The 19626-nt window shown below is 32.9% G+C and carries 19 protein-coding genes; 18 read left to right on the top strand and 1 reads right to left on the bottom strand.

Annotation, left to right across the window (positions count from 1 at the left end; genetic code table 11):
• Position 1: 1 nt before the first annotated feature.
• The 8 genes from ACZDYH_RS18310 (at position 2) to ACZDYH_RS18275 (ending at position 11569) form a co-directional block, all read left to right on the top strand.
• The gene (locus ACZDYH_RS18310; RefSeq protein WP_434714663.1) at positions 2–613 is read left to right on the top strand and encodes a hypothetical protein; all 612 of its coding nucleotides are present in this window, start codon (positions 2–4) and stop codon (positions 611–613) included.
• A complete protein-coding gene (locus ACZDYH_RS18305) occupies positions 598–3489 on the top strand; it encodes a halomucin (protein WP_474886869.1) in 2892 nt (963 codons plus the stop codon). Before ACZDYH_RS18310 ends, ACZDYH_RS18305 begins: the two co-directional genes overlap by 16 nt.
• A 42-nt stretch (positions 3490–3531) precedes the next feature.
• The gene (locus ACZDYH_RS18300) at positions 3532–7887 is read left to right on the top strand and encodes a DNRLRE domain-containing protein (RefSeq protein WP_434714660.1); all 4356 of its coding nucleotides are present in this window, start codon (positions 3532–3534) and stop codon (positions 7885–7887) included.
• 569 nt (positions 7888–8456) lie between these two features.
• Positions 8457–8825, top strand: coding sequence for a hypothetical protein (locus ACZDYH_RS18295; protein WP_046392586.1), 369 nt, complete (start codon positions 8457–8459; stop codon positions 8823–8825).
• Positions 8825–9202, top strand: a complete 378-nt coding sequence (locus ACZDYH_RS18290) for a hypothetical protein (protein ID WP_000655295.1) — start codon at positions 8825–8827, stop codon at positions 9200–9202. The genes ACZDYH_RS18295 and ACZDYH_RS18290 overlap by 1 nt, the downstream gene beginning before the upstream one ends.
• A 199-nt stretch (positions 9203–9401) precedes the next feature.
• Positions 9402–10409 (top strand): N-acetylmuramoyl-L-alanine amidase, encoded by a 1008-nt coding sequence (locus ACZDYH_RS18285; protein WP_434714657.1) that lies wholly within the window; start codon positions 9402–9404, stop codon positions 10407–10409.
• A gap of 16 nt (positions 10410–10425) precedes the next feature.
• Positions 10426–10725 (top strand): hypothetical protein, encoded by a 300-nt coding sequence (locus tag ACZDYH_RS18280; RefSeq protein WP_000998963.1) that lies wholly within the window; start codon positions 10426–10428, stop codon positions 10723–10725.
• Positions 10726–10744: 19 nt separating this feature from the next.
• Positions 10745–11569, top strand: coding sequence for a GH25 family lysozyme (locus ACZDYH_RS18275; RefSeq protein WP_000540599.1), 825 nt, complete (start codon positions 10745–10747; stop codon positions 11567–11569).
• A gap of 123 nt (positions 11570–11692) precedes the next feature.
• On the opposite strand, the gene ACZDYH_RS18270 is transcribed toward ACZDYH_RS18275, so the two are convergent.
• Positions 11693–12658 (bottom strand): sigma-70 family RNA polymerase sigma factor, encoded by a 966-nt coding sequence (locus ACZDYH_RS18270; protein WP_434714655.1) that lies wholly within the window; start codon positions 12656–12658, stop codon positions 11693–11695.
• A gap of 501 nt (positions 12659–13159) precedes the next feature.
• Here ACZDYH_RS18270 and ACZDYH_RS18265 point away from each other — a divergent pair.
• From ACZDYH_RS18265 to ACZDYH_RS18220, 10 genes are all read left to right on the top strand, one after another.
• On the top strand, positions 13160–13831 hold the full coding sequence (locus tag ACZDYH_RS18265) for a hypothetical protein (protein ID WP_001229379.1): 672 nt from the start codon (positions 13160–13162) through the stop codon (positions 13829–13831).
• A gap of 141 nt (positions 13832–13972) precedes the next feature.
• A complete protein-coding gene (locus ACZDYH_RS18260) occupies positions 13973–14344 on the top strand; it encodes a hypothetical protein (RefSeq protein ID WP_474886864.1) in 372 nt (123 codons plus the stop codon).
• A 176-nt stretch (positions 14345–14520) separates the two neighbouring features.
• A complete protein-coding gene (locus ACZDYH_RS18255; RefSeq protein ID WP_001201725.1) occupies positions 14521–15546 on the top strand; it encodes a hypothetical protein in 1026 nt (341 codons plus the stop codon).
• Positions 15547–15710: 164 nt separating this feature from the next.
• Positions 15711–16427, top strand: a complete 717-nt coding sequence (locus ACZDYH_RS18250) for a hypothetical protein (RefSeq protein ID WP_474886862.1) — start codon at positions 15711–15713, stop codon at positions 16425–16427.
• Positions 16428–16478: 51 nt separating this feature from the next.
• Positions 16479–16775 carry a hypothetical protein gene (locus tag ACZDYH_RS18245; protein ID WP_000926108.1) on the top strand — a complete coding sequence of 99 codons (297 nt, stop codon included), beginning with the start codon at positions 16479–16481 and terminating at the stop codon, positions 16773–16775.
• A gap of 34 nt (positions 16776–16809) precedes the next feature.
• On the top strand, positions 16810–17034 hold the full coding sequence (locus ACZDYH_RS18240; protein ID WP_000369000.1) for a DUF1653 domain-containing protein: 225 nt from the start codon (positions 16810–16812) through the stop codon (positions 17032–17034).
• A 13-nt stretch (positions 17035–17047) separates the two neighbouring features.
• Positions 17048–17221 carry a hypothetical protein gene (locus ACZDYH_RS18235; RefSeq protein WP_000900867.1) on the top strand — a complete coding sequence of 58 codons (174 nt, stop codon included), beginning with the start codon at positions 17048–17050 and terminating at the stop codon, positions 17219–17221.
• A gap of 106 nt (positions 17222–17327) precedes the next feature.
• Positions 17328–17690, top strand: coding sequence for a thioredoxin family protein (locus ACZDYH_RS18230; RefSeq protein ID WP_000461692.1), 363 nt, complete (start codon positions 17328–17330; stop codon positions 17688–17690).
• A gap of 97 nt (positions 17691–17787) precedes the next feature.
• Positions 17788–18813 carry a vWA domain-containing protein gene (locus tag ACZDYH_RS18225; RefSeq protein WP_001125259.1) on the top strand — a complete coding sequence of 342 codons (1026 nt, stop codon included), beginning with the start codon at positions 17788–17790 and terminating at the stop codon, positions 18811–18813.
• 13 nt (positions 18814–18826) lie between these two features.
• On the top strand, positions 18827–19579 hold the full coding sequence (locus ACZDYH_RS18220; RefSeq protein ID WP_098382362.1) for a hypothetical protein: 753 nt from the start codon (positions 18827–18829) through the stop codon (positions 19577–19579).
• Positions 19580–19626 lie beyond the last annotated feature (47 nt).

The following is a 19626-nucleotide window of genomic DNA, read 5'->3' as shown; positions in this document are numbered from 1 at the left end:
ATTGATTTTACAAAATGATAAATATACACATTCTCCTGTGGCACAGGATTTTATCTGGGTGGCTGAGTATCCTGACGGTACTCATCTCCCAGAATTTGATTTTAATACAAAAGAAGAGAATAGCTTTTATAAGATTGATAGAAATAAGCTTTTCCGATTCGGGTTAATTGGTCATGGTAATAAAATTTATTTTGAACGTGATGGTATTTTCAGTATAGCAGGTCATCGCATTCAGTTCTTTTATGAGTTTGATGGAAAAACTATACCTTTAAATGGTGATTTTAAGTATGACATTAACGATATTATCACATTTAAAGATGCAGAAGCATCAGGACTTGTGGCTGGTTATCAGGGAAACGGAATGCTATCGAATCGCATCACTCATTACAGCTTGGGTTATAAAACGAATATTAATGTAGAGGGTATTAACTTTCATTTTAAACCCATTGTAAAACTTCCACTTAACCAACCTGCCATGATTAATATACGAATGGTAGCTGATCAGAAATTAGATGGAAAATTGATTATAGTAAAAAATGGACGAGTAGCTTTTGAAACTAAAGCGCCTCTTGAACCTAATATAGGTGGTGAATTGAATTGGATCATTCAATAAAGTTAACAAGAGAACAACTTCTAAATACCCTTTATGGTACATCTTATAACATGGATGGGAGTGTAGTAAAAGATACTGAAACGATTCGAAACTACACAATAGAAGTTATAGATAAGAAAGTTCACTTAAAAACATTTAATATACCAGTTCAAATCTTAGTAGAAAATGAATGGTGTGATATTGAAAATGTAGTAAGTGATGAAGATTTAAATCTAGTATATTCAACATTTCAAGAAGTTCATCTGGACAGTGAAATTATTTTAGATACAGATGATCCGAAAGGTATTTCTGTACGAAGTCGTGAACGAGTTCGCGATTTATCTAATTTAATCTCTGAAGCAGGTATTGTTTTGCCGAGGGAATTTACTTGGGTAGACGGGGCATCTGAAACAAGTGGCGTTATTATTTTACCACAAGATGACTACGACAAAGTATTTATTGCTACTGATCCGGACGAAGATGGAAATCCTTTAATTGTCTTTATTGAACAAAAGACAGAAAAGAATCAAGAAAGACCATACTTTGTAAAAGAAAAAGGTAAGACATATATATATGTTGACCATTTTTCTGGTGGAGGGGGAACACAGTCTAGTCCCTATATAGTTGAGGATGAAAAGGATTTAAATAATGTCCGGAGTAACTTAGGTGCTTACTACACGCAAACAAAGGATATTATTATGACTAGTTATCAAACTGGTTCTGGTTTTGCTCCAATTACTAGCTTTAAAGGTTACTATGATGGTGCGGGATATGATATTAAAGATTTATATATTAATCGTTCCCAATCTAATGTTGGTTTGTTTGGTGAACAAACCGGGGGAACTATTAAGCGTGTTCGATTAGTTAACGTAAATATTGTAGCCAACGGATCAATGGTTGGTGCTTTAGTAGGAAAGTCTGATGGAGATGTTGAAGATTGTGCCGTAATTTCGGGAACAGTTAAAAATGAGGGGAGCTCTGCTGGTCATACAGGAGGTTTAGTTGGCTACCAAAATGCAGGGAGTATCTTTAGAAGCTACAGTCATGCTGATGTGATGTCTTCAGGTAATAACTGTGGTGGTTTTGTAGGGACTGTTAATGGTGGATCTGTATCTCAATGTTTCTCAACAGGTTCTGTTACTGATTTAACAGTTGCTAAAAATGCTTCAAGTCATGGGGGATTTGTAGGTTCAGGAAGCAGCATATATACTTGCTATTACAATCTTACGAAACAAGGCGGAGTAGCTAAAGGTAGAGGCAATGCACTTAATGAAGCAGACATGAAAAAAGCTTCTTCATACTCGTTTGATTATCAGAATTTTTGGTATATTGGTGATTATAAAGTTAATAAAGGATATCCTGAGAATAGGAAGTTTATTAAGTATAGAAAAGGTAAAGGTACTTCAAATGATCCCTTCCTAATTTATAATCAATTTGATTTAGAACAGGTCCGTCATTTCGCGGATAAACATTTTCGTATGGAAAATGATATTATATTGAACTATCCCAAGTCGGGTTCTGGTTGGCTGCCAATTGGAATGGGGATGAGTAATTATAATAATGGCTGGTGGGCTAATGTTTTTGAAGGTACTTTTGATGGGAATAATAAGGCTATAGGTAACCTTTATATATATAGACGTTCAGCTAGTAATGTTGGGCTATTTTATGAATTATCTAGTTATGCTATTATAAAAAATCTTATTATTATCGATGTTGACATGGAAGTCGGAAATGAATCAGGAATTGTAGTAGGGAAAATGTCCAGTTATTCTAAATTACTTAATGTAAGTGTAAAGATGTTTAACGCATTTAATTACAAAGTCTTTGCTAAAGGAGGAAATGGAAACGGGTCAGGAGGAATGGTGGGCACTATGAATGATGGTACCACTATTGAAAACTGTCTTTTCGATGCACCTATGCAGCAACAAAGTGGATATTTTGGAGGAATTGTTGGAACTACCAATAGGACAGCTTTAATTTCAAAATGTACAGTATCAGGTATCTTTGATCAAGTTTCCGGGTATATGGGAGGAATTGTAGGTAATATTCCTTATATCCCCTATTACAGTAAATCAAGTCAAAGTATCAAGATACAAGATTGTGTTGTTCACGCTAATATGGCGAATGCATCTAACAGTTCAGGTATTATTGGTGGAATTCATTGCAGAAAAGAGCAATATTATAATTCTAATACAACAGGTCAATCGGGAGTATGGGGAGTAACAATTTCTAGAGTTATTATCACAGGCTATGCTAGAGCGTCAACTTTATCGTATTGGACATGGGATCATACCTATGGGGAAACTCCATCTTCTGGATATTTCATCGGTGAATGGATTCTTGATAATAGTTTCTATGATAGAAATAAAACTAGTGCAGGCTCTTATAATACACTTGAAGCCAAATATACACCAGAAATTCGACATTCTTCCACTTACGGTGCCTACGACTTCGTGAATATTTGGGCATTTGATGAAAAGAATCGAGAAGGAGATCCGGTATTAATTAAACATATCCCACCAAAACTTCCGATTTTAGGTTTTAGAAATGAAATAGGCCTGTACTATACTGATGAAGCAGGTAATATTTTACGATATTTAGAATATGGAACTTTGGTAGCGGGTAGTACCTCTGAGGCTTATCCAGTATGGGTGCAGAATAATGCTGATTTTCCTGTTAAAGATATGAAGGTGTGGGTCGATCCACCTACAGTAAAACCAGGTATTACAGTCCAACTAAGTTTATCAAACAATCCTTTTGTACCTGTAGATGAAATACCTTTTCCTGGAACTATACCTATTGGAGACGCTAGACAGTTTTATATTAGGTTCTTGTCCGAAGTTACAGTTACAGAGGGTGGTACATTTGATATGAAGGCAAAAGCAAGTCCTGCTTAATGAGCTTTTCATCTCAATACAATGGGATTGGATGTGATTAGAATGGCATATCCGTTAAAGGGACTGACCTTACATTTACACTCTGCGTTAGCTAACCAAGGTTACTCACAGGGTGTAAATACAATCCCTGTTAATTCTTGGTTTGATTTATCAAGAAAAGGGCATAACGGAAGTTTGATAAATTTTAACTTCTCGCAAGATAAGACTTGGACAGGTATGAATATACCTACGGACCCTTATTCACTTTACTTTAACGGCCTTAACAATTATGTGGTAATCCCTAATCATTTGGAATTACTGCCAACAGACTCAGGTTTTACTTTTGAAACTTGGGTCAAACCAGTTAAGTCAGGTTATATCGCATCTTATGGTGCGGGGAGTGAACGAGGGTTTTCACTTTATTTTGACTTAGATACTCGTGAAATTCGGGTTCAAATAACGACAGAAACCAAGAAAATGTCTTTTGTTTTTGCTGAAGTTAACGTAAAGGCTTGGCAACACATAACTTTACTGTATGATGGAGAACGCTTATGGGGTATGATCAATGCAGCTCCGCAGGGCTTTAGCTTACCTGAATTGGGGGAATATATTAATACAACAGCCCCATTAGTATTAGGTAAATTATCAACAGCAAATAATAGTTATTTTGAAGGAAATATAGCAACTTTTAGAATATATCAAAGGGCACTTAGTTGGGATGAGGTAACGAATAGTTACAATGCAGGTTTTCTTATTATCGACAATAAAAGTGAACTATCTTCTAAGGGATTAGTATTATGGCATGATGAGATAGAAGCTACCTTAAATGTAAGCATAATGTCTCGAGCAACAGCGAAATATGAGACAGCCAAAGTAGATAGTCAAAATTTAAAAGGCTTCATAGATATTATGAAACCTGAAGATATGATAAGTTCTATTATAATTAATCCAAGTATTAGAATAGCCGCTAAATATGAGATTGATAAATTTGGAGAAGAAGATTTAGTTGCTACAATTAGCGTCACACATTTCCAAAAAGATTTAAGATGTACATTGAATATCAATCCTATCAGTTATATGCGTTCTGAATATAATATGGAGGGTTATAGATCTAGCGATTTTAAATCAGAAATTAGAGTATGTACACATAACAATCTATTTTCCAATATATCTATTAACCCTTATGCCAAATTAGTAGGTCATTATGAGATTGATGAGCAATATATTTCAAGTTTACTTTCTGAAGTAAATGTATTGACGTATCCTGCACATTTAAAATCAAACATTATAGTGAATATGCAAGAAATTCATTTGTCTGCTAAGTATGAAACAGACAAAGGTTCATATCATGATTTTAAAGGTGCTATTTCTGTAACATATTTTAAAGATTTACCTTCCAATATTGGAGTTAATATAAATGTAGATAGATTAGTAAGGGCTACATATTTTACTGAGCCTTCGTATTATAGTGATCTTTATTCCGAGATTTTTGTAATGGGTACGAATAACTTGGAATCAAGTATACACATTTCTACTAATTCATATCTAAGAGCAACCTATGGAATAGATGGTATTACCATTAGAGATTTCCCTGCAAATCTTACTGTAAGAGCTGTACAGGAACTTCTCTCTACCATTAACGTGACGACCCGTTCATCCATGAGAGCACAGTATGGTATGTCTGGGATTATTATAGATGATTTGGTTTCAAAAATTACTATTACTAGTCTTTCAGAGCTCGATGGTACCTTAACGGTAGCTGTAAAAGGAATAATGTCTGCCAGTTATGAAATTTCTCCAATCTTTATAGCAGATTTACCTATGGATTTAGGGATTAAAGAGTGGAATGAATTATATGGAGACATGTTCATTAATTTGAAAAACAGTATGATGGTTACCTATGAAATAGCGCCTATTTATTTTGAGTGGTTATCATCTAAGTTATCGATTAGAGTAACTGAAAATTTACAATGTAAATTGTTTGTCTCTAAGCCATTCGTATTAAGGGCTAGTTATGGCATGATGGAAAGGCCAAAGTTTAATATGAAACTGTATCCGAATAAGGATGCATTTATTCGTGAATTTTTCCCGAAATTAAACTATGGTTCAGAAACACAGATGTATATAGGTAGGACTGGATCACCGTTTCCTGAGAAATATCGTTCCCTTGTGGGATTTGATATTTCAACAATACCTACAGTAAATACTGAAATAGGTAAAGCTATTTTACGACTGTATTATGATGGGAGAGGACAAGGTTCTCAGTCTGTCCAGGTCATTGAAAGTAATAGTCAATGGAATGAAACAGGTGTAACGTGGGCTAACCAACCTCAAGCTGCAATAGATGGATTTTCTGTAACTAGAGTAATAGGTGGAGCAGCTGGATACGTAGAGTTTGATGTTACGCAGTTAGTTAAGCAGTGGCATATATATGAAAAACCTAACCTTGGTTTCTTAGTGCGGGCAGTAGAAGAGTCCGAAAATTTATCTAGAGGATTTTATACAAAAGAAGCAATCGAGCGAAGACCAGAGTTAGAAGTTACATACTATGACATGCAGATATATTCTGATGATCATGCGTATATTTCAGCAGAAATCACAATTATTCAGAATAAGGTAAAAGATTTAATTGGTAACATTCTTGTTAGAGATAATAAAGGATTTGGTAATCTATCATCTAGTTTACATATTCATCAACCTAGGGAGTTAGAATCCCGAATTTGGATTAACCATCCACAAATTATAGGTAGTATTGTATCTAGACAAAAAGATTTTAGTGAAATTCTTGCAAAAATAGCTATTAAAACAATAGGTGCATCTGACCTTGATGGTTATATTCGTGCCAATGAAATAGAAAAACGTTCGAGTATTTATGTTCTTTATAGAAATGATTTGAACACTAATATTACCGCTCGTGTATGGGGGAACCCTATAGTTAATGGTGGGCAAATAGCCTCTACTATGAGTATTACTGAAAATAATAAAGTCTCTAGTGTTTATGTTCTTTATAGGGATGATCTCATTTCTAATTTTGATATAAGAGTATGGTCTAATGATACTGACTTGCAAAATAATCTACTCATGGAATTTGAAATCACACGTAGTTTTGAGTTGCCTGGTAGTTTAGATGTTAAAGAGCGAGTTGAATTAGATAGTACAATTGGAATTAGGGTTGAAGAATGTACGGATCAACATTCTGAAATGTACGTTAAGTATAGAGTGGATTTAGAAGGTTATGGTAACATAGGAAATCCTAATTTAAAAACGTACATTAATGTTTGGGAGAAATCTTTATTAAATGGCCATGTAATTGCAAGACAAAATATTGAGAACAATCTTCCTGCGACTATTCATATTCCGCTAGGTGGGTGGGAGGAAATTCCTTCTTCGATTAATCTACGCATGATGTATGATGTTCCAGGTATTGTAACAGTAAACTCAGGTAATTTACAATCGTTTATTACGATTCCTATTAATGCGCAAAAAAATCTGGTTTCCATGTTAAATGCGCGAGTAAGAAGAAGCTCAGATTTAGACAGTATATTTGAAATAAATTCAGGTAACTTCTATTCAGAACTAATTGTAAGAGCTATAGGTCATATAGATTTTAGAGGTTATGTAAGAGTTAAACAAAATACTGAAGATAGGCTTCCGATTAAGGGGTATGTAAGGCCTTGGGTTAACTTGTTCTCTAGCATTACTGCTAGTAAGCCACGGTATAGAGATTTAGCCTCTTCTATTAGAATAAGACAAACTGGTGCAGTGATACTAGAAAACTCTATTGTAGTAAGGGTATGGGGTGACTCTTGGCTTGATGGCGGACAACTAGATGGAACAATAGCTATTCGAATATGGGATAACCAGAATCAAGAATCAAGTATTAGTATTAGACGAAGTGCTGAAATCGGATTAAATGGATTTATTCAAGCTAAACAAGTTAGTGATTTACCTTCCAAGATTGCCGCAAGACAAATTGCCTTAGCAGATTTAGCTTGTGAAATAGCTTGCTATGATCATTTTAATTTGTTCGGGAACGCTACTGTACGAGTATGGGGTGATTCTCAAACAGATGGTGGTTTACTTAATGGTAAAATTACCGTAAGACAGTCTTCGAATAGTAATCTTGTTGGTTTAGTCGAAGTATTTGAACATTACAGTGTAAATTCCACGGTTATTATAAGGCAGAGTGATAAGGAAGATTTAAGCAGTACAATTGCAGTAAGACGATCAGCTGTATATGATAAACTTGGAACAGTAGCTGTTAGACAGTCTGATAAAAGTGACTTACAAGCTTACAATTTCTTTGTAAGACAAAGTGATGAATCACAGATATCGGTAACAGCTTTAATTAAGCGTGTTAGCAATTTAGAGAGTAGTATTGAGGTTGTAACAGCATATCCTTATGCTTATATAATGTAAAAGAGAAAAGTAGTCTACCATTTCACTGGGTAGGCTATTTTTTATGATTAAATTCTTATAATTTCTATTGAATAAGATAATAAATTTATAAATATATAAGTCCTATAAATTCTTATGATTTTGCTGTAAAAATCAATTTTCATTTTCTAAAGAACTTTCAATGGTTTAATTAAAGTAACTTTTCTTAACGTGTTGTGTTGTAGATAGTGTTTCTCTAAGAAAAGTGTTATCTTTTTATTTTTGAGTAATGTTAGAGGGAATATATAAATTTTTTACTTAAATTATTTAATAGCGTAAATATTTCCAATGTAGAAAGTTAGTTTTATGTATAGTGACATGAAATTGTTTTAACTATTCTACGTAAGAAGCTAGATAAGACTCAATGATAGAAAGTGATAACTGCCTTAAGTTATAAGGATAAATGAAATAGGAATACGTTTTATCTCTGACAATATATGGAGATAAAAATTTTGAGTGTATTCCATGTGTAACATCTCTTTACCTTGTAATAATTCACATTAAGTTATGTCTAAGGTGGGAGAATTTCTAAAAGTAGGAGGCTATTATATATGCCTAAACAGAGAAAATACAATCTTGTTGAAATTGGTTTGATCAGTATAGCACTGTGGTGGGCAGTTCTATTGTTATCTCCCATTGCTACATTTAAAAATTCTGTTTACAGTACTATGGAGCAAGTTATGCCGGAACAGTTATGGGGCATGCAATGCTTATTTATATCTTTCTTCTTATTATATGGGGTCGCTACAGATAATAAGATTATTAGAAGTATTGGATTGTTAATTTCTATTGGATTTTGGACATTTGTTTCCGTTTCCTTATGGTTAAGTGATAGTGCTACAACAGGTACAAGTTATTTTGTTTGGGCACTTATGGCCGCAGGTCTCTATCTTAAGCTGATGAAAGTAGGTGACGGTTAATGAAAGATAGTTTAATTTCTGCAATTGCTTCTGTATTAGGCATGTTTATTACAGGAGGTTTTGGTTACTTAACTTCTAAGAATAAACCAACTTCTAACACCAGTATCGATACCAGTACTAACCGTCATTCTTTATCTGATGACGAAAGACAGTTTCGAATTGAACTCAAAGATATGATGTTAACATATCAAAATCAGGTGAAAGAACTAACTCTTGAGGTTGCTAGATTAACAAAAGCGAACCTTCAATTAGAAGTACAAGTAAGACAATTAACGGCTCGTAATGAGAGTCTGGAAACGCAAGTGCATGAATTAACCACTGCGAATAGAGAATTAAAAGAAGAGGTACAAAGGAGACGCAATAGTATTGCGGAATAAGGTGACTCCTGGAAAATACATTCAGAATAATTAGTTATTTAAAAGGCAAGGACTACCTCTATCTGTTTTTATATTAAATATATTTATTATTCTAAGTAAATGTTAAACCATTAAATATTCTCCTTATAATAATGCAAATCAAGTGTTGCAATACGAGATTGATGTTCTTCATTTTATTCAGGCATGAGGAGGTCTTGATGTGGGATTTAAGAAAAAATTTGAAATTGAAACGGATTATCTGGATGAAGGATCAACCAAGCGTCCTGGTAATCGCATTTATGTTCAATTTATTGTTGCGCATGATATAGAGCATCCAAACTTAACAGCAAGAGAAAGTGTAGATTATTATCAACGTACACAGAATCAATCAAATACTGCGGTACATTTTCTCGTAGATGATAAACAAATTATTGAGTGTATACCTGCTGTGACACTTGAACCAGAATATGCCTTTCATGTAATTTATGATGTTAATACTAGTAATGCATTATATGATACATGTGCTAATAATTCTGCCATCGGAGTAGAATTATGCTACGGTGAAAAAATTGATAAGGTAGATTCGTATAAGCGCTATGTTTGGCTACATGCTTATATTTGTTATAAGTTTGGACTAAATCCTCGCCGAGATATTATAGGGCATGATGTACTAGATTCTAAGCTGAGAAGTGATCCCGCTAAAGGACTAGAATTTGTAGGTAAAAGCTTTAATCAATTCATTATGGATGTAGTAGACGAGTTTGAAAGTTGTACAAAGGAAACCAATATGATAGCTAAACAGGTATCGGTCAAAAATGGAAAGTTATATACAATACGTGCAACTGATACACTTCAGTCTTTAACCACACAATTTGGTATAAAAGCAGATTGTTTAAAAAAACTAAATCCAGAACTGGACATCCATGCATTGTATGAAGGACAAAGTATTTTAATCGAGCCAGGTTCACCTCAATTAGGCAAGAATTACATCAACTTAGAACTAGAAGAGTATATGAGGAGCCCTCCTGTTCGACCATATCCAGGAAAGTCTATAAAACGAGGCGATAGGGGACGGAATATAGAGGCGATTCAAAGAACATTAAAATTGAGTGTTGATGGTGTATTTGGTAAGGAAACAGAAGAAAAGGTTAAAGAGTATCAGCGTAATTCTAGTTTCTTATCTATTGATGGTGTAGTTGGTATGCAAACTTGGTATGCACTATTTTAAATTGGAGGAATAGAAAATGAATGATCTTTTACAGTCAATGCTAGAGAATGGAGCATTGTTAGTGATTTTAGCAATTCTAACAGAATCTCTTACAGAGATTCTAAAAAACATGATACCTAATAGAACTATTCAAGATCGTTTCACGTATCTGTTATCTATTTTTGTAGGTATTTCTTTAGCATTTGCTTTTAATTTAAACTTCTTTGACTTGAATGGATATGGAAAATATATATCCATTATATCTGCAGGATTATTGGCAAGTAGAGGAGCGAATTATGCGAATGGATTTTTGAAAAAATTTGATATTTTACGTTAAAAAAGGATGGGGTTAAAGTATGGGATATATTGTTGATATTTCAAAATGGAATGATAATATTAATTGGGCTGTGGCGGCGAAAAACCTAGATCTTGCTATTTGTCGTGTTCAATATGGTTCATTGAAACGTGATAAATTGTATAATCAGCATGTGCAAAAATTAGAAGCATATGGCGTCCCGCATGCAGCATATGCATATGGGTGTTATGTAAGTGTTAATGATGCAATTGTGGAAGCAAAAGATTTTATGGCACGAGTTAGTCCAAATGCTAGATTCTTAGTGTTAGATGTAGAAGATGATACACTCGCAAGTTGTGGACCAAGCAAATTAGCTGCAGCATCTCAAGCATTTATTGATACATGTAAAGCGGCAGGGTGGAAAGTTGGTTTATATGTAAGCCACCATATGTATGAAAAATATGGGCTAAGTAATGTAAAAGCTGATTTTTTATGGGTTCCACGCTATGGCAATAAGCCGAAATATAGTTGTGATTTATGGCAATACGCAGACAATACAACAGGTGGGTATGTTTCTGGAATTGGGAATTGTGATGTTAACCGTTTGAATGGTGACAAATCTCTTAAATGGTTCTTGGGAGAAGAGGAGAACAATACGTTTTATCGTATCTATCTTGGGGACTTTAATACGTCTGAGTGGAAGGATGCCACAATGAATAGAGTAAAAGAAATTCTACCTGGTTATGGTTTGTGGGAGGAAAATTTAGGGAATGATAATTATCGAATTATCGTAGGAGATTTTAATACTAAATCATGGGTTGATGAAACATTTAATAAATTAAAATTAGCTCTTCCTAACTATGGTATGTGGATTCAAGAAATTTAATAAATAAGCAGATTCTTTATTTAAAGAATCTGCTTATTTTTATATATAACTAAAACGATTTTTGAGAATTTATACAGTTCGAATATTCTGTCATTTAATGTTATATACTTTTTTAATTAAGTTTTATTGCGAGCAATTATTGCATTCAGATAGGTTTTGATCTAAGCGGCTTATAGCTTGTTGACGAATATAATATAAAACTCGAGAGCTATACTTGCTTATATTGTAACCACATACATCTAATAAATCTTTGAGTTGTTCTATATTCATTATACAGTTTAATTCGATCATTTCTTCTGCAATTAGTCCAATTTCACTTTCATATTTGGACAATCGTTTTGACTCAAAGTTGTTATCTAATTTATTCTTTATACGGTTTAAAGCACGATTAACTGTCATTGGATAGATATTTAATTTTTTTGCTATCTGTGAGTTATTGTTACCATCCATGATAAGATTGATCACTTGAGTTTCAAATTCGGATAAATCGGAGTTTTTAAGTAGATTTTCTACATAGATTTTATCCATTACTTTACTTTCATAACCTATTGAGTAATCCTCGGGTTCAAAGCTTTCAAGTGAATTTAAAGAGGTTAATTCTGAAGCGAATCGAAGAACATTTTCAATGCGCTCTACAGTAACATCAAGTAATTTTGCTAATTCTTCAGCTTTTGGAAAATAACCTAGTTCATTTTCAACTTTCTCCATTTGTTTGAGTAGATCTACTGCACTTCGACTTAAGCGTACAAGTCTAGAATCATTATAGAGTAATTGGTTAACTTCCCATATAATTGGCCGATAAATATAAGTAGTAAATTTAATTCCTTTATTAAAATCAAAATCTCTAATTGCTGTAATAACAGCTATATAAGCGTGTTGAAGTAACTCTTCTTCATCCACGTTAAATTTGTTTTTCAGGGATTCAATGCTTCCTTTGTAGTGAGCAATGATTGAGAAGAGAAATTCTTTATTTTCATATAAAAGTTCAGAGAGTAAATCAGGATCCTCTTGGCAAGCTTTCAATAACACATTGTTATGTAAGTCAGGTAAATTATCTTCTCTAAGGTCAATATATCTTTGGGAAGGCACTTTAATTCACCCCAACTCTATTAAAGAAGAAAAAACTGTTGGTTAATTTTAAGAAATAAGGTTGATGTAATGAATCAAAGTATAGGCCCCAATTTAAAGTATTTGAATTGAAATATAATGTCTTTAGTAACTTGTTTTTTGTCATTTTTAAATCCTCCTATTTGTTGAATCTGCATACTAACTGTCGTTATGAGAAGTTAATAGGTTGCGACGGAAAAAGTAGAATGATCTAAAACGGGAAGAAAATATAGATGTATTAAGTGAACAGATGGAGATTACTTGTAAGTATGGAATTAGAGGTTAGAAAAAACTATTTTATATTAGATTTTTAAAATCTAACAACTATTATTAGGGATATTTCGATAGCTACTATGAAAAAGGAGGAGTAATGATTCTGTTTTATTCAAACTAAATTTCAGTTAAACAAAACTAAAAGCAAAGAAAACTTTTTAAAGAGTAATAAAGCTGTTAAAAGTTGGATTTTCTTAGGAGGTGAAGAAAGTGGCATTGACTCCGCATGGTTATAGAATATATTGTGATAAAAAATTGGAGGATGTTATTTCTATTTTAGATGAAAACTTAGAAATTAAGATTGATGGAATAGTATACAATGTCATATTAAAGACAGGGGAATATAAAACTTATCATGAGCAATTTGAAAGTGAACTTCCTGAAATGATTACAACTATCTTTCGAGATAATAACATTCCTGTGTTTTGTAAATTAGGTGGGGTATATGATTTTTCTAATAATCGTACTGTATTAGTATTTGAGCACATGGATACAAAGAAACATCATGATATTAATTTGATTGGCGGCTCAGCATACGATTTATTAATTGGAAAAGTATTAAATACGGAACCCTTTGCAGATGGTACTTATTATAAATTTATGGAGATTCATAGCAATATTTTAGTGGTATACCCTGATATGTCACAAATACTGTCTACAATTTTAACAAGACAGTATGCGAGCTATACTCTTAGTGGAACAGCTATTATTAGAATGAGTATGTTTGAAGAGATAAAAAGTTCTATTTATGTAGCAAGTGCATCGCGATTAGAGGGAAGTATTTCAATTCGCAAATCAAGTAACTCTCATATTAAAGGAACTATATCAATACCTATAGATGCTTCTCATGATATTGGCTCGTTCTTAATTATTAGGAAATAAGTTCGCAACATTCTAGTTAAGTAAAACGACTATAAATATATAGCTGTAAGGATAAATTCCATATCAAACTAATTAACCTATTGAAGCTTTAGAGTAAGATCAGGTGTAGATGAAAGATTATAATCTAGGAGGAATTTAAATATGAAAATAAATAAATTTAACGTTTCTGCAGTCTTTTATTTTAAAAGTGGAAATTCAAAGAAAGTTGATTGGTTGGAGGATAAATTAGTAAAAAAATTAAAGAGTGAGACACAAGAATTAACTGAAGGTCTTAGCTTAGAGGAAGCAGATGTTTTTTTTCAAAGTAAGTTTAAGGAATGGCAAGAAAATGGTACTACTATAATTCGTAAAAATGCTAAAGGTGAAAATTCTATCATATCCTTTGCAGAAGTTGAATATATGACCATGTTAGTTAGCTTAGCTAAAGATAACTCTCTAGATACAACTGAGTTGAATGAAGGTGAATCTAAAGCAACAAGAAGTATTCAAGAACATCCTGCATTTAAAAAATAATAATGAACAAGGCAGCATCATTGAAAATTTACTTTATAGATTTGAATATGAAGGACTTTTCTTTTGGGAAGTTAAACAATATGACTATACAAAAGGCTAGAATTATTCTACAAAAAATTAAATAAAAAATTTTGTAAATCCTTATAATGAATGCGATACAAGAGGGAGGATGAAATATGAGGGCAAAAGAAATTTTAACGAAGTTAGGTACTTTAGAGCAAAAGAGAGATGAGGTAAGTTCTGCATTAATTGAGACTTCCTATAGAGAAGCAAAGTTAGTTTTAGAGGACTCTCTAAAGAAGTACCAGAAGAAAGTAGATGCTTTTCTTAATACAGAATTCGAGCCTTTATCATCAACAGCTTTTCTAATGGTTTCCCACAAGCATTTAAATCTCAACACTGGTGATCAAGTTCAGTTGAATGTAGAAGCATTAACTAGTGATGGGATTACAAAGAATGTTACTGCTGAACTTCGTCCGGCTATGTTATTTAAAGATATAGATAATTTATATAATAATAAAGGTTTAATTACAGCGGTAGACATTAGTAATTATAAATTTGAAGAACGAATAGTTGAAATTGTAAAGACTACCAATGGTTTTGGTGTGGGTGATGATAGAGAAACACAAGGGTTACAAGTTATAGCAACGAATAAACGAAATGAATATCGAATTGTAAATTTAAAAGGTGACTATTTAGGGATTACTTTCCAAACAGATGGTAAAGAAGAAGTTGGTGATAACTGGTTAATTTATGTATATTGGGCGAGTACAGGCACTACTTATTCTGTCAAAGATAAATATATAGCAAAGGTGAGCCCTGAAGGAATTGTAACAGGCCTTAGCGGAGGAACAACAGATATAGTCATTACAAATGGGGTGCATGAAGTATTTGTACCAATTACAGTCGTAGGAAATGAAGCTCCTGAACCACCAGCTATTACTTCTGTGGATAATATGGAAAGCGGAGTAGAAGTTAGATTTGATTATAGTACGTCACCTGATAGTGAGAGTTATAACATTTTTGTAAATGATGTATTAGTTTTAACAGGTGTTGAGCATTCACCTGCTAAATTAGATCATAACATTTTTAATGATAAAGTATCTGTAATTGAAATGACGGCAATTAATTTAGAGGGTAAAGAGTCTGAAAAATCTAATGCATTTCAATATAAACCATTAGATGAATTATCGACTACTTAAGATTTTTTAATGTGAATGTAAAAACATAGTACATTATTTTTCATAAGGAAGTACAGGTATTATAGCAAATTTAATATTTAAATTAGATATAAAAAAACTCGCAACTAAATTGATATATATATCGACTACTATAATACCAGTACGAAATAGGAGAGGTAAACGATATGGAATTATCTAAGAAAATTAGTCGATTAGTACAGTTAATTCAAAGTGGCGAAAATTTGTCCATTAGTATCGACATTAATTCCGGACTTGCTAGAATTTGTGACATGGATTTTTCTATGGAAGAACAAAACAAAATTATTCATGGTGACATTGATAACACATGGTTAGTCCAATGGTTTAATTACTTGCAAAAGACAATAAAAAAAGAATTAGATCAAGGTGAAAATAATGCTTTGAAACATGTAGATTTGCTTGAGGTACAACATTTGCAAGTAAGAGATAACAATGAGGAAAAAAGTCAATTGAATAAAAAGGCTAAGAATGCTTCTGAATCAAATTCTAATAATGAAGTAGATATGAGTAGAAATCTTTATATTGCTGAGCTGGAAAAGAACTATCGTAATATGGAGAATCGGCTTAAAAAAGCAGAAGATTATGTGAAATATTTAGTGAAACAACTAAATGTAAAAAATGTAACGGAGCAAAACTTACAGTATCCATTACATTTTTCTAATAGTAGCAGCAAAATAGAAAATGCAATGAAAGTTAAGAATAAAGAGATTCAAAATGTTATTGATGCAATGAAAGATATTGAGGTACCTTATGGATCGTTTATAAATCATCAAATTAACGAAGTGATTATAATGAAAATTCATAATGATTCAGGGATTAATTATATTGTATCAGGGGACTATGATTCAGCAATTTTAGTGTAGTTAATAAATGAGATTTAGAGGATATGATTTTAAGGTTGGTGATAATTTAATATGCTATTAAATACATTTACAACGGATCAGTGGAAAAAGCATAGAGAAAACCTCGCTAGTAAGTTAAAGGAGATACATATCGAGCATTCCATTAAACGAATGGTAAGATATGATTCCACTTCACTTGGTTTACAAGATTACCATCTTTCTTTGGTATTTGATATTGAAAAAGAACGTCTCTATATTTGCAATAAAGCATCTAAAAAAATGACTGAAAGTACTTCTATAAGACGTTTGCAGGAAATAGAAATGGTTTTAGTAAATTGGTTAAAAGAAATGAAGGAAATTATTAAATAAATTTATATGAGGATTATGTTTAGGTTGAGGAGATATGGATAATAAAAAAGTTAAAATCTATAGATATTATAAGGGTGGAATTTATCTCGTTACTGGTAAGGGAAAACAAACAGGAACTGATGAAGAAATGGTAATTTATGAAGATGCTAAAGGAAATACTTGGATTGAACCTCAGAGTACTTTTATGGCGGATATTGAGGTATGCGGAGTAAAAGTTCCTCGCTTTGAGCATTTAGGTAATTTCTATAAAAGTAATTAAGGAGAGGGTTAATTTGTTAGGCAAGCGAAAATATATGGTTTCTGGTCATGATGCAGAAGGAAAATATGTAGAAAAAGAAGTTTGGGCTAGTTCTGCTCGTAATGCATTAAATATTTCTCAAGAGTGGAATGACGGTAATACATATACGGTAGCTCGTAAGGTTGGATGCGGCTGTGGTGGAAATTAAGTAGACATAAATGTATGCAAATATATAATTATTTTATATTAATATACAGTATAAAGGATTTGTTAGCGTTCTTCCTTATAAATACTTTACAGGAGGTAGGAATAAAATGTTTGAAATTAATACAGTTGAAGAATTTAAAGAAAAGATAGTAGAAGGGTTTGTTTTAGTTTATTTTTATACTACTTGGTGTGGCCCCTGTAAAATGATTACACAGGATATTAAGGAATTGTCAAAAGAAATTGACGATATTAAATTTATTCAAGTTAACGCTGATCAATTTTTAGATATCACTAAATTGTGTGAAGTTAGTACGATTCCAACGCTTCTGTTTATGAAAGATGGTAAAAATATTGAAAAGAAAGTTGGATTTACTCCTAAGCAAGAAATTCAGGAATTTATTGAGGCTAGTAAATTAGCAAGCCAAATGGAGGCTGAAGAGGAAGTATTAGAAAAAGATGCCTTAAATTGAGAAGAAATTTGAAAAGGTAATACCACAAAGGTGTGTCATTTGACACACCTTTTCCTATAATGGGCTTACTATATTTGGTTAGGAGGTTACAATCGATATGCCTAAACTCAAAAGTATTATGAGATATGTTAAAGAAATAGATAAAATGATTAAAGATTTGCGTAAGGGTATGGCACATAGCCATCCATACTCAGTAGATGCTTTACGGCAATATGTAGATGAATTAGAAGCTATACGTGAAGTAATCATGGAATCAGGACTTGAATCTGGTGAAAACTTGGATACATTAATGTATAAAATTAGGGAATGTATAAGGGAGTGCGTGAGACCTTCTTATGCACGAAAACCACAAGTTTTACCTTATCCAAAACCGGATCCATGGGTACCGCCTGTTACAGTCACAGGGGTTAATATTATTTTCGTTGTGGATATTTCTGAATCTATGTTTGAAGGAGGGGGCCTTGAACCTGGAGGTCGTGTTAGAAACTTATTAGTTGCCACAGCAAATGAAATCGAACGTTATGCTAAAGCTGCTAAAATCCCATGTAAAGTATCATTAGTAGCCTATGCTGATCCTACAGACAGAGCAGGAAAGAATAGGCCGAACTTTTGGAGAATTCTACTGAATAAAAGTGTAGATGTACAAGGATTAGCACAAGCATTTTCTGATATTAGTACGCTAACATTTAATCGAGGATCGGATTTCCCTGAATCTGGTATGTCTGCAATTTATCATTCAATTGATCAAGTGATAGATAAAAGTGTAATAAATGGTAAACCCGTAGAGAATTCTCTTATTCTTGTATCAGATGATAGACAAAAGTTAGAGGGCAGTAGCGAACCTTCACATCGCCTGTATAAAGAAGTTACATACGATCAGGTTGACGGGAAGCTAAATAGCCTTAAAGTATTTAATCGTTATGCGTTAGTGCCTATGAAAACTATATATACAGTTCTTCCAGGAAGAAAAGGACCTGGGAAAATAGGGCCAGGGAATTGGAATAGTCCTATCATTCCTTTCTTTAGACAGTGTAGAGAGTACTTCCATGTAAGCTCTTTAAAAGATGTAAGCGATTGGATCACTTGGACATTAGATCCTACTAAGGCTCCGAAAAAAAAGTGAGGAGGAAGTGATAATGACAATTAGATTTGGAGATTTGTATGAGGAAATCTTAGCTATTGAAGATGCTATGCAGCGTATGAGAGATGATATAGCTAGTTCAGATTGTTCCTCTATTACAAAATGTCGTTTGGAAATAGAATTAGAGATGCTTGAACAAAAATTATATGAATTAGAACGTACAAATATAGATTTTGAATTATTAAACTTTGTTACAATTATAGAATCTATTGAAAGATGCTTTAATTGTATTGATATTCCAGGTGAATTATCTCATGATATAGCTCCTGTACCATATGATACAGCAAGCAATTGCGGAGGTAAAAAGAGACAATTATCACTTAAAGATATTGAGTTAATTAAAGTATTTGAGATGAGTACTAGAAAGCCCGACAAACGACCAAATGTATTTGAATTTGTTAAGAGCGCAATGCCGTATAAAATCCTTACAATTGCATCAGAGAAGTATATTGTATCGTATGACTCGTTACGTAATGGTATTGCGGTTAAAGGGTTCAATAGGCAAACAGGGGAGTCAGTAACGAACTTTGGAAATATTTCTAGAATTGATGTGAAATTAAATGATTCGGCGCGTCAGAAATATGGCGTAGAATGGGTAACTGCATGTAAGGTTTTATTAACAACACCTACACCAATGGTTAGCATTGCACCGTTATCGTTAGCTATTGATGGTAATCCGAGCACCATGCCTAGGGTTGAATATACAAATGAGGCAGAAGTTGAAATGGTATTTCAATTTTTTGTATAGATAATTAGGAACTAAAGAAGATAAAAAAACGTACAGAAGTGTACGTT

This window comes from Bacillus sp. EB V-12, from assembly GCF_056158125.1.
Note: the sequence above shows the minus strand (reverse complement) of the source record. Positions and strands in the feature narration are given on the sequence as shown.